9 protein-coding genes are annotated in these 12,322 nt (G+C 47.9%); 4 read left to right on the top strand and 5 right to left on the bottom strand.

Features of this window, described 5'->3' with window-relative positions; genetic code table 11:
- Positions 1–76: 76 nt before the first annotated feature.
- Positions 77–694, top strand: a complete 618-nt coding sequence (locus HC352_RS01680) for a GDSL-type esterase/lipase family protein (protein WP_168917298.1) — start codon at positions 77–79, stop codon at positions 692–694.
- A 3-nt stretch (positions 695–697) separates the two neighbouring features.
- On the opposite strand, the gene HC352_RS01675 is transcribed toward HC352_RS01680, so the two are convergent.
- The 4 genes from HC352_RS01675 to HC352_RS01660 form a co-directional block, all read right to left on the bottom strand.
- Entirely contained in the window at positions 698–1,477 is a 780-nt protein-coding gene (locus HC352_RS01675) for a heme ABC transporter ATP-binding protein (protein WP_168917297.1), read from the bottom strand.
- 1 nt (position 1,478) lies between these two features.
- Positions 1,479–2,528, bottom strand: coding sequence for a FecCD family ABC transporter permease (locus tag HC352_RS01670; protein WP_168917296.1), 1,050 nt, complete (start codon positions 2,526–2,528; stop codon positions 1,479–1,481).
- 3 nt (positions 2,529–2,531) lie between these two features.
- Positions 2,532–3,602, bottom strand: coding sequence for a heme/hemin ABC transporter substrate-binding protein (locus HC352_RS01665; RefSeq protein ID WP_168917295.1), 1,071 nt, complete (start codon positions 3,600–3,602; stop codon positions 2,532–2,534).
- 79 nt (positions 3,603–3,681) lie between these two features.
- Entirely contained in the window at positions 3,682–7,179 is a 3,498-nt protein-coding gene (locus tag HC352_RS01660) for an HtaA domain-containing protein (RefSeq protein ID WP_168917294.1), read from the bottom strand.
- Positions 7,180–7,615: 436 nt separating this feature from the next.
- Between HC352_RS01660 and HC352_RS01655 the strand changes: the two genes are divergently transcribed.
- Positions 7,616–8,680 carry a DUF5692 family protein gene (locus tag HC352_RS01655; protein WP_168917293.1) on the top strand — a complete coding sequence of 355 codons (1,065 nt, stop codon included), beginning with the start codon at positions 7,616–7,618 and terminating at the stop codon, positions 8,678–8,680.
- A gap of 66 nt (positions 8,681–8,746) precedes the next feature.
- Here the strand turns inward: HC352_RS01655 and HC352_RS01650 are convergent, their stop codons facing one another.
- A complete protein-coding gene (locus HC352_RS01650; RefSeq protein ID WP_168917292.1) occupies positions 8,747–9,784 on the bottom strand; it encodes a hypothetical protein in 1,038 nt (345 codons plus the stop codon).
- 170 nt (positions 9,785–9,954) lie between these two features.
- On the opposite strand from HC352_RS01650, the gene HC352_RS01645 reads away from it, so the two are divergent.
- Both HC352_RS01645 and HC352_RS01640 read left to right on the top strand, forming a co-directional pair.
- Positions 9,955–11,202, top strand: coding sequence for a DUF5692 family protein (locus tag HC352_RS01645; protein WP_168917291.1), 1,248 nt, complete (start codon positions 9,955–9,957; stop codon positions 11,200–11,202).
- Between the two features lie 282 nt (positions 11,203–11,484).
- The gene (locus tag HC352_RS01640; protein WP_369801253.1) at positions 11,485–12,321 is read left to right on the top strand and encodes an SPFH domain-containing protein; all 837 of its coding nucleotides are present in this window, start codon (positions 11,485–11,487) and stop codon (positions 12,319–12,321) included.
- Position 12,322: the final 1 nt, after the last annotated feature.

Here is a 12,322-nt window from a genome sequence, read left to right as displayed (position 1 = left end):
TCCGCGTTTTCTTTATACTCCAACTAAGATAGGACAATAGATAATAATATCTGAATCCAACCTTCGGAGAATGGCCATGACTAGAGACAACATAGAACACCCGACGCGCATTTTGTTCGTCGGTGACGAACTCGTTGCCGGGTTTGGTGACGCGCGTGCCCTGGGGTGGACAGGCCGAGTCATGGCACGCACTGCCTGCGAACCTCCGCTTATGCCATTAACACTGGCAACACCAGGCGAAGGAACTGAAGCGTTAGCAGCTCGCTGGGAAAACGACGTCGTTACCCGAATGGATCGTGGCGGTGATAATCGACTCGTGCTTGGACTTGGCTCACACGATCTCGATCACGGCCTATCACTAGCTCGCTCACGTCTATATGTTGCCAATATTTTAGATAACGCGATGAGTTTGGGATTAGCACCGTTCGTCGTCGGCCCACCGCCGCGAAATGATCAGCCACAACGAAACCAACACGATCTAAGCCAAGCATTCGCAGATGTGTGTACCCGACGCAATGTTCCATTCGTCGATTGTTTTACTCCACTTTATAACCATGAGCAGTGGATAACAGATATGTCCATGAATGCTACCTATGCCCCGCGCCAAGCTGGATACGGTCTCATGGCCTGGCTCGTACTACACAAAGGCTGGCATTCCTGGCTAGGGATTTCTTCACCTGACCAACTATCGTAACAATTACTGGGGCAAAATAACTAAGCGTCCATCGGCTACTCGAGCCACTGAAATCGGCCAATCATAGACCTGAGAAAGTAGCTCGCTATTTAACACCACATCTGGACTATCATAAGCGGCAATCGAACCTTGACTCATCAGAGCTATCCGATCGCAATGCGCCCCAGCAAGCTGTAAATCATGCATCACTGCAATCACTGCATGCCCGGAGTCTGCCAGTTCTCGGCAAATCTTCATCGTGCGTTCTTGATGAGCAATATCCAATGCTGCAGTTGGTTCATCTAAAAACACAACACCTGCTTCTTGTGCTAATACGCGAGCTAATGTCACCCGCGCCTTCTCACCGCCAGAGAGTCGAGTGACGTCCCGAGTTTCGAATCCGCCCACATCAGTACTAATCAAGGACTGAGTAATGATCTCATTATCTTTTTGTGGATCCGGATCCCAGCATTGGCGTCCCATAGCAACAATGTCATGAACCATGTATGAGAATGGAAACTCAATTGTCTGCGGCATAACAGAACGAGTCTGAGCCAGCTCACGCCGAGCAAAATCAGACAGTGCCTTACCATGATAGGCAACCGAACCAGACTGAGGTTCAAGATCGCCAGCCATAATACCTACTAATGTGGATTTACCCGTACCGTTGGGCCCGAGCAGCCCAACAACTTCACCGTGGTTAACAGTAAATGACACATCATTGAGAATAGTGCGGCTACCGTAGGAAAAATTGATACCTGCTACGCTGATAGCAGTCGTGCCATGGCGATATATAGAAGACATGTTATCGTCCCATCCGTAGTCGCGTACGCAACAAGATAAAGAATGTTGGCCCACCAACAAGCGCAGTAAAGATGCCAATGGGCAAATCAGCAAACGGAATTATTGTGCGTGCAGCAAGATCCGAAAGCGTAATAAGAAGTGCGCCAGCAAACATTGATGCCGGCAACAAGATCCGGTTAACAGGACCGAGGGCTAGCCTCATCACATGCGGGACAATCAATCCGACGAAGGCAATAACACCCGCATATGATACGGCGGCACCCGTCAAAAGCGTAGCCAATGTAATGGCTGCTAAACGCAGCCCCTGTACGTTGATTCCCACATGCCCGGCGGCGCGTTCTCCTAACGATAACGTATCGAGTTTTTGCGATAACGTCAGGGAAAGTACGATACCAATAATAACGACGACGGCAACAATCCACACGTGCGCCCATACGGTACCATTAAGCGATCCCATCTGCCAGAACACGATATGGTCGCGAGCCGTCGTCGGCGCAATATAGGTAGCGATTGATGCTAAAGCTGTGCACACTGCGGTAACTGCAATACCCGTTAAAACAAGAACGATAACATCTGCTTTCCCCTGCGAACGGGCCAACATGTACACAATCGCTGCCGCTGCTAATCCCGAGGCAAACGCCGCAAGTGGAACAGAAAAACCAGCTAACGCATGCGGCGCAAAAACGAGCGCGAGTGCTGCTCCAACTGATGCGCCTGATGACACACCAATAATTCCTGGTTCGGCAAGCGGATTGGAGAAAACCGCCTGCATAACTGCACCTGCCACAGCGAGCGCTGCCCCCACCAATATTCCTAAACAAATTCGTGGAAAACGAATGTTCCACAGCGTCGAAAACGCTAACGGATCTTGTGGGTAATCGGTAAGACCTAGCGGAGCAAGTAGTGAACGAATAACGTCACTTACACTCACCGCATACTGTCCTAAAAGAGCGGACAATAAGGTTGATAAAAACAGCGCTACAATAACGATTCCGAATGTTATTGTGATGCGCATTTTACGCTGGGCAAAGCCCGCTGTAGCAGGTGCCATTGTTTATTCGACTCCATATAATGCGCGGGCTACAGCCAAAAGCGTTTGCCCAGTTTGCGGCCCAAAGGATAATGATAAACCGTCTGGAATCGCGATGACACGTTGCTTTTGTCCGGCTCGTGTTTCGGAAACTCCTGGACGAGCTAGGAAGCCTTCCATACCATTGGTTGATTCCAATCCGGCGCTCATTGTGAAAATGACTTCGGGGTTGAGTGACACGAGTGCCTCAGCATTTGCTGGTGTTACCCCAGTAATACCTTGTTCACTAGCGAGGTCTTTTGCGCCAACCGCAGAAATAAGCTCTGTTGCACCTTCTTTTGATCCCAAAATGAAGAACACTCCGCCTGTTCCACGCACGTATAAAAATGCTGCTTCTACTGGATTTTCTGGTGTCCACTGGCGAATTTGTTCAAGTGCCTCGTTTGTTTCTTTCTCCGTACGATCGGCAAGGGCTTTGCCGGCAGCTTCATTTCCCAACGCACGCGCGATGGACATGATCAGTGGGGTGTTTTTATCGAGACCTCGCTCAGAATCGATCACTACGAGTGGAATACCAGAAGCACGTAATTGATCAATTGCTTCTGGTGGACCAACGCTATGGTCAACAAGGATGACGGTAGGCTCAAGAGAAAGGATTGCTTCAGTATTGAGGGTATGACCGTTTTCAGTTACGACAGGAAGGTCAGCTAGTTGCTTTTCGGTTGATGAAACGGTACGTCCGACGAGGTTCTTTCCATATCCAAGCGCGATAACAGTGCGGCTTAAAGTTCCTGGCAGATCCATGGCCAGAATCCGCGAAGTATCGGTAATAGTGACGTCATTGCCTTCAGCATCAGTGACAGTCGTCGGCAGTTTCTGGGGAAATTCCTCTGTTAGCGGCTGCGGATCATCAATATCTGGCACCACAGTTAGACCTTGAATTTCATGCGGGTTAGGCAGATTTGTTGGCGCAGCGCTGGTTTGTGCTTCTTCTACTTGTGGATCTGGTTGTGCTTCTTGAGGGTGTACTGGAGTTGAACACGCACTCAGTGCGAGAAGAAGGGTGGCTACGCTTGCCGTTAATTTAAGTTTCATAGCTTTCTCACGGGACGACGGTGTGGAGTACACAGCTGTACTCCACACCGTTTTGTTTCGTTGTTATCCAGGCCGCAATTTAGTTATGGCGACCAATAGCGTCGATTTTTTCTCGACGACGCGTTCCTATCACACCCAGGCCGGCGAATAGTGCGATAACGGCTACTGCGAGGAGGCCTTGTGCACTAATACCCGTCTGTGCCAGATTTCCACCAAAGGCATCGTATTCGATGAGTTCACCAGTGTTTGGATCACAAGCGGTAGCTGGAACGAGTTTAACCGACGAAGACATCGGCGCAAGTTGTTCAGCTGCCTGATAGAATCCAGCAAAAGCCTTGACTCCTGCATCGCTCAGATTCACTGAAGCACCACTGAAGTTGAGTGCACCATCGGTGACGTTGATACCGTTGAAAGAGATGGTCGCAAAATTAACCCGACCAAGGTGGAATTTATTTCCACTCATATCTGAACCAGCCACGGTCATATAGAGCGATCCGCGGTTGCCGTTGATGGCAATGCTTGGGTTTGACATGGTCAGATCGAGAATTCCATCATGTCCAGTAAAGTGTACAGTTCCGCTGTAGTAGATATTTCCAGTACGCGTTGACGTATTGTACAAACCGCCAGTTGCTGGGAAATTGAAGTTTGTACCATCCCACGATGCACCGTTGAGTTCCCAGCCGCCATGGGCAATCGAACCACGGATATACGTGGTAAATGAGCTACGCACTCCCCAGCTAAGGTTGCCACTTGTGATGCGCTTCTTATAAGGATCTACTGCGCACTTCTTAACTTCCTCATTCTTGGTCTCAGTTCCAGTGCTTTCTTCCGGCGTGGACTGCTTGTCATCTTGAGCAACTGGACCATGGTTGTTCTTGTCATCTTGAGCAACTGGATCATGGTTGTTCTTGTGATCTTGATCCTGAGTATCTTCTGATGGTGTCACCCCATCATTATCGTCGCTTGGAAGTTGTTTTTCCGGAGCCGGAGTTTCCGACTGCTTCACATACGATGATGCGACATTAACTGTGATCGGATCAATAACTAAGCCCGGATCATAGAAATCAGAAAATGCTCGTGCACCTTCATCAGTCAGTTTTACAGTGGCAAAAGTGAGCGTGGCATTTTCCCCAACTGCCTTTTTTGGAGCGGCAGAGCGAGGAGCGAAAGCAGCAGCAACCATTTCTGGTTGAGCTGAATCTGTGACGACAGTACGCTTTGGCTCAGACAATGTTGCGATAGCAACGCGCATGGTAGAGAAATCTCCTGATGGCTTGAAAGCATGGGGATTTGCCAGCGCTTTTGGTACATCGTCTTTATTGAATGGAAGCGATGTAACAGTCGCATAGAGCTTCCATTGGTTGCCTTCCTTCTTGATAGTTGGATTGGAAATCGTCAAATCCAACAAGCCATGGTGGCCAGAGAAATGCACTTTGCCCTTAAAGTTAGCTTCGATAAAATCTGATGGCATGATATCTTGCCCAGGCTTGAGTGGGAAGGAGAAAGTTCCGGTAACACCCTCTGAAAGTTCCCATTTACCGTTGGCGATAGGACCAGTGATGTACTTGCGGAAAGATTCTTTGACGCCCCAATTCAGCTTACCCGTAATGACCTTGACGAGCTTATTAGCCTCTTCTTCAGCCTTACGAGCTTCCTCTTCAGCCTTGCGGGCTTCCTCAGCTTTGCGGGCTTCCTCAGCTTGGCGCGCTTCTTCTGCCTTACGGGCTTCCTCTTCAGCCTTACGCTTAGCTTCTAATTGCTCTTGAATTTGTGCGATTTCAGTTGCAATCTCAGCATCGCGTGCATCATGTTTAGCCTTAACATCAGCTTCAGACAAAGAATTCATTAAGTCCTTGGCCTGTTCGGGAGTGGTTGGGTAACCGACAAGAATCCTACGTGGCCCCCCCCAGCGATCGGTAGCAGTTGTAAAAGGACGTAGCTTTTCCCAGCCCGCATAATCAAACTTATTGTTCGCCAACTTGATCTGATCAACGAACTCGATGTTATTTGCCCATGGCAAAAGCTGTTCTGGGTTGGTGATGAAGTTGTACTCTAAGTTCAGTTTGCGAGTACCACGCTTACCTGGCAAAGTACCAAGATCTTTAATCAAGTTATGTGAAAGGTTGACTTCAGAGATAACTGGCATATCTTTCCACGCTGAAAGATCAGAGATACGATTCTTCGAAAGATCGAGGAGGTCAACGCGGTCTTCAGTTAGTTGTGCTTGGGTAATATCAGTAATACGATTTTCTGAAGCATTGAGATTAACCAGTTGTGGCAATTTCTTCACAACACTAATATCAGTAAGCCAGTTATCAGCAAGGTTTAGACGCTCAAGACTTGGAATTTGTTCCAAAACATTCACAGAAGCTAAACGATTACTGCTGACGTTAAGATCAGTGAGCTTCTTTAATGCGGTTAACGGAGCTAAATCTGTGATCCTATTATGATAGAAATCAGCAGTAGCAACATTAATTGCCTTTTCAATTCCTTTTAAACTCTCAATAGACCATGCTTGGCAGTTTAATACTTGCAAGCTTTCCAGATCTTTATTTGTAATAGGTAAGCGAGCATGTTCATCTTCAGCGTTGTAGTCTCTATCAAGCATTGAACGTACACATGATTCCAGTCCTTTGTCTGCAATTGTTACATCTGCAATAGGATCGTCACTGTACACTGGACCATGAATAGGATTTGACCACCGTTTCGGGAATAGCTCCCATAAAACCGGTTGCGGAACAGTGCTCTCTTCGCTCTTAGCAGTGCCTATAGTTACTACTAATGGAGCACCAGCTTCCCCTTCATAAAAACCGACTAAGCTTTTGACGTTATCCGTCAATATTGGGCTAAGCGATGAGACAACGATATAACCATCGTGCTGTTTGATCTCGAGATCCTTGAGTTCCGCAATAGGCTTCTGCTCGAAAGTACGAACGCCTTCCTTAGCCATCGTACCGCGGGTGTAGCCATCAGCTAGAAGTTCTTTATTGACAAAATCGATGGTCGGATTAGCAATCCACACATCTAAAATACCATCGTACTTAGTCCAATGGATTTTGCCTGGGAACGCTAACTTTCCAGTCTTGCCTGACAGATCAAGTTTTTGACCTGGTTCTGGTTTCCACAATAAGTGTTGACCTTTTTCAAGTATGGAGATGCCGGTAAGTTCTTCGCCGGTTGTTCCAACATAATCTCGGAATGATCGACGGAAATCCCAGTTTGCGTACCCTTCAGCCACATCCACTATTTGACTATTTGTTTCAGCTTTTACTTCCGGTGCAGAACTTTCCAAACCGGGCAGATCCGCTGCCTCCTGATTCGCGGCAGCTTGGTCCTTTTGGCTGGCGGCTGGTTGAGCAGTACCTTCTTGCACTGCATCACCTTGATCTTCTTCTGTAGTGCCATTAACACCATCAGCTTCAGAAGAAGTTGCCTCCACATCAGCAGGCGCAACCTCATCATTAACTACTGCAGATTCCGTACTGACACTTTCAGGATTCTCGTTCGCAAGCGCCGGCACAGTATTTCCTAGCAACAGTGCAGTTGCTACCATGGAGGAAATAAATAATTTCTTCACAGCGGGTCTCATAAGTGAATATCTCCTATTTCAAAGGGAGTGACAAGTCACAGTCTTAGTGACATCCTCATATTACTTAGGTTCACCTAAGTAATCAATTAAACCACCAACGATTGATACATGACGTCAACCACTTTTGTTGGCTTCTCACCCTTTAGCGACACCAAAAAAGGATCACGTCTCAAAATCCGTCTTTCCGGACAATAAATTACCATCGACCAGAAATACATTCCACCAATAGACCCAGGCACTTCCCGGAACCAAACACGACATACATCCAACCCGAGATCCCACTACCATCATCATTTAATAGAAAAATGTGAAAATCTGAGGAAAGTCACCTCTAACAAAAGTCCTAAAAATAGCTGACAAACTGTCATAACATAGATACATATGATAATCAGATCACATTTCTACCTAGTTGATTAAGGTGCTTATGTTTACGTCAATTCCCACACCTGAATATCCCGTACTATTCGCCTTTGAGGTCGGCGAATGGTGGGATTACCTCATGCTTATTATTGTTACTGCCGCCCTGGCGATAACAGCATGGTTAGCACAACGCAATAAATGGGTCGTGCTAGCAGTATTTATCGTCGCCCCCATTTTGTTAACGATTTTCTGGTGGCCTTATTCAACTGCCGGGACTGCCTCCGCTGGCTGGTTCCCTATCGTCAAGCAGTATTCCGCATTAGCCGGCTCGCTATGTTTAGTTGCTCTACAATACTCCCAGAGATTACGTCACAATCAGTGGTACTTACTTATTCCACCAGTCATTTTAGCCATCAACATTTTGGAAGCCGTTATCCGCGACTTCCAGTGCGCAAACATCCAAGGCCTAGATCCTGAAACCGGTCTGACCATATCGGGTGGAATCTGGAACTACATGAACGGTGTTGCCGGAATTCTCAATCTCCTGGCAATTTCCGGCTGGGTAGGCATCTTCGTCGCAAACAATAAGAGCAAAGCAATTATGTGGGGCGACCTCACACTAGGCTGGATCATCGCCTACGATCTATGGAATTTCGCCTACGTATACAATTGTCTTTCTGATCGGGCCTGGTACTCCGGACTCGCTCTCTTAGCTTCATGTACCGTCCCAGCGCTGTTCCCCAGCCTACGTGGTTCCTGGATCCAATTCCGTGCATACACCCTGACGCTCTGGTCCGCCGTCGTCCTTACATTCCCGCATTTCATGCACGACTCAATGTTCGCACATCGCTCAAGTTACAACTCCACCGCACTATTCCTCTTCTCATTCCTGGCACTCGTTGTAAACATCGCCGTCTTCGGCTATCACTTCTACCGGATTTTCACCCTAAAACGCAATCCATTTAAGGTTGAAGTGTACTCTGATACCCCCGAATACGTACGTATGGTCCGCAAGAACGCTTCCGACGAAGAGAAAGAGCGCATCGCTGGCCGTCTTGGAAAAACACCCGAACAACTTGGATATCGTCGCACCTCAAAGCGCCCCAAGGGACTACGCACCAAGCGCTAAATGAACAAAACTAGATAGTTTGAGGGGCATCATCTTTAAGATGTTGCCCCTCAACGTTAAGCAGTATTACTTATCTGCAGGCTTCTTCTTTCCCCATCCCTTGAGATACGTCTTTTCTTTCTTCTGACGGATCTGCTCATCCCAAGAGAACTCAGGCTCTTCCCAATCAGTGAAGTAATCCTCGTCGACGATATCCTCCCACGGCGTTCCAGGACCTGTCGGTGGCCAGTTTGGATTATCCGTTACCGGCTCACGAATTTCGGCCACTGCCGGAGATTGGCGGCCATAACGCATCCACTGCGTGTAGGTCTCTTCGTACAGCGGTGTATCATCCCAGCGACCAGCTGGAGTACCGGTATTAAACCAGCGGCCACCAAGCAAACCACGCATAATCTTTCCACTATGCTGTTGCTTCTTGCGGAACTCCGCCACTCGCTTAACATAGAGATTCTGCAGGTGAGTCATAACCCCACCAATCAGTTCAATATTGACCCAGTTAATAGCCGAGATAGCTGGCGTATCCGGTTCGAAACCAATACGCCAATGGTTAATCAACCGGCAACGCTCACCCTTTAATGGAATGAAGTAGAAACACCACGCTGCCGCAAAATGCTTCATAAACGGGAAACGGAAAGCATAAGATCCCGGTGCAGCCGGCGGATTCTTTGTATCAACCCACTGAACCATGTACTTTCCAGGAACAACGTCTGCCCACTCCATCGACATACCATGAAAATCGAAGGCTGCAATATCACCTGGAACCATAGAATCTGGCTGCTGGAACTCTTCTTGAATCTCATAGGAGTTAAAGAATGGCAACCGCGCAAAAGTACGCTCTAAAAATTCCGAGCTAAATGAACCCGACTTTTCCGCACCAATCTGCTTAAAGATTCGATACACCGCATACGCTGGCGCATCAATATCAATTGCATAGGTGGAAGAATATCCATTCTTATAGTTAGCGTCGATTAAATCGTCGCCCGGATAAACCCACTCTTGTTCCTCTTTGGTAGCCTTACCTGTAAATTGGCTAAATGCCACCAGTCCACTCAGCCCCGTCAGGGCCGCGGCTCCGCCGAGCTTAATCCACGTTGATTTCTTCATGGAGTCCCCTTCACTAGATATGCCGTAAAAGATTTACAGCCTGTCACTTCTCTGTGACGTTAGTCTCCAGTATCTCAGATTTTTACCGATAATATTGAGGAGAAAGTCCCAGCCTGTACAACGAAGACAGTACTTGGGTTAGTTTTAATTGCATATTCTAAGGAATTCTCATGTCGTCACTATTCCTGTGGGAAATTGGAACGCCTACCGTCTATATAGCGTGGATAGTCGTACTCATCGCCCAGATTGCCATCGCTGAAATTAACCGTCGATGGAATTGGACTATCTTTACACTCTGGACTATCGGCGGAATCGCCGTCATGCCTTACGTCATCATCCATGGCGTACCGATGGTTGGCTGGTTCCCGTTCGGCAAATTCGTCATTATGATCGCCACAGCAACCATGACTGGATACTTGCTCGTATTCGGTAAACGTCATCCAGATAAAGCGCGCAAGTACGCCTTATGGATGGGCGTAGCATTATGGCTAGGACTTTCCATCAATATCATGGAAGCAAATATTCGAGATATCACTATTTACTTCCAAGCAGACGAATACTACGCTTGTGCCGCTAGCACCGATTGTTTACAAGCAATCAATGCTGGTCACTCCATTGACGTGCTGAACGGACTGCCCGAATCCCGTGGAATTACCGCCCCTCTCCACTCTGCTGAGTGGTATCAAGCATTGGCATCAAATTTTGAAGCTAATCATGTTGGAATTGATCCAGCCACCGGTTTCCGTACAATTGGCGGGCATTGGAATATCGTTTCTGCACTTGCCGGCCTTCTTAACATCATTACCATTACTGGTCTTGGCAAGATCTTTGTCACCTCGGAAGCAAAGACCGTTCTCTCTAACGGAAAGAAGCAAGTTCGCGGCTTAATTTGGGTAGATATGGTTTGGCCATGGGTCATTGCTTACGATCTATGGAACCACGCCTTCCTATACAACGCTCTGGCTGATTACACGTGGTACTGCACATTCGCACTGTTGCTCGCTTGTACGATTCCAGCATTCACATGGGCAAAAGGTCAGTGGATTTGGTTCCGTTGCTTCACACTCATGTTCTGGATTGCCGCAAATAATTTGCTACCTGAACTCCTCGTTAAGCCAAGTTCGATGACGAACTATGCCACGATGAACCCAGTTGCCAATATCGTCTGTGCATGGGCGGCCCTCATCTTCAATCTCGGCTTGTTCATTTACTGGCTCTACAAGATCATCAAGCACAAGCGCAACCCACTCACCAACTGCTTGTACTTCGAGATGAGCGAGTTCCGTACGATTGTTCGCCACCACGCCGATGAGGACACCGCACGTTGGCTTACCAATGAAATTCCGGAAACTCCCGAGGAACTCGGATTTATCGATTCCACTTCAAAGCCTGCGAACAAAGCGAAGCATAAGAAGTAAGGGAGCTGGCGAGCATAGAATGCGCATGCCACGCAATAAATAGTGGTTATGGTCTGTTTTAAAGCCAGATATGCAAACTCTATGCACACTCTTCACCTAACCTCTAAAAAGTGATATCATTTTTATATCACTTTTTAGAGGTTAGGACTTTATAAGGACACATCAACACCAGTCACGGTAGCCGCCGACCCGGTCGGCCACTCTGGCATCCGGGTAGATGTAACAGAAAAGAAAGCATGGGCACTAGGATCAGCTGGGACGATCCTTCTCTTTTTCAGCATCTTGGCAGCTATCGGACTCTCCTCATGGTTCTTCATCCAAGGCGCGATTGCGCAGGATAATGGCACTGCCACCACTCAAACAAATGTCGTCATGACTATATGCGGCATCGTCTTCTTACTGGTATTCTTTTTACTTACTGGATTCACGATCGTTTCCCCGGGTGAGTCTCGCGTCGTTCAGCTTTTTGGAACCTACATGGGCACGATCCGGAGTACTGGGTTCAGTTACACCATCCCATTCACTAATCGTAAAAAAGTTTCAGTGCGCGTACGCAACTTTGAAACCAACGAGACGAAGGTTAACGACTACTCTGGAAACCCCATTAATATCGCAGCAATTGTTGTCTGGCAGGTCGCAGACACCGCGAAGGCGCAGTTCTCGGTTGAAAACTATGAAGACTTTATTAAGTCCCAATCTGAGTCAGCACTCCGTCATATCGCCACTCAACATCCTTACGACTTTCCTGTTGATGGGCGTTCCTCTCTGCGCGGTTCAACCGAGGACATCAGCATTGAGCTAGCTAATGAAGTTGCCGAGCGAGTAAGTGTTGCCGGCTTAGAAATTGTGGAGACCCGCATTTCTTCCCTCTCTTACGCTCCTGAAATCGCCCAAGCAATGCTACAGCGTCAGCAGGCTGCCGCAATCGTGGATGCTCGCGAAACAATCGTTGACGGCGCCGTCTCCATGGTTGAGATGGCACTCGATCAGCTCGAACAGAAAAACATTGTGGATCTTGACCCAGAACGACGGGCCGCGATGGTATCCAACCTGCTCGTAGTTCTGTGTTCTGACGGACAGACACAACCAGTCATTAATGCTGGAGGTCTTTACCAGTAAG

The sequence above is a fragment of the Arcanobacterium buesumense genome (assembly GCF_012563545.1).
GTDB lineage: Bacteria > Actinomycetota > Actinomycetes > Actinomycetales > Actinomycetaceae > Arcanobacterium > Arcanobacterium buesumense.
This window is presented reverse-complemented; position numbering and strand designations above follow the sequence as displayed.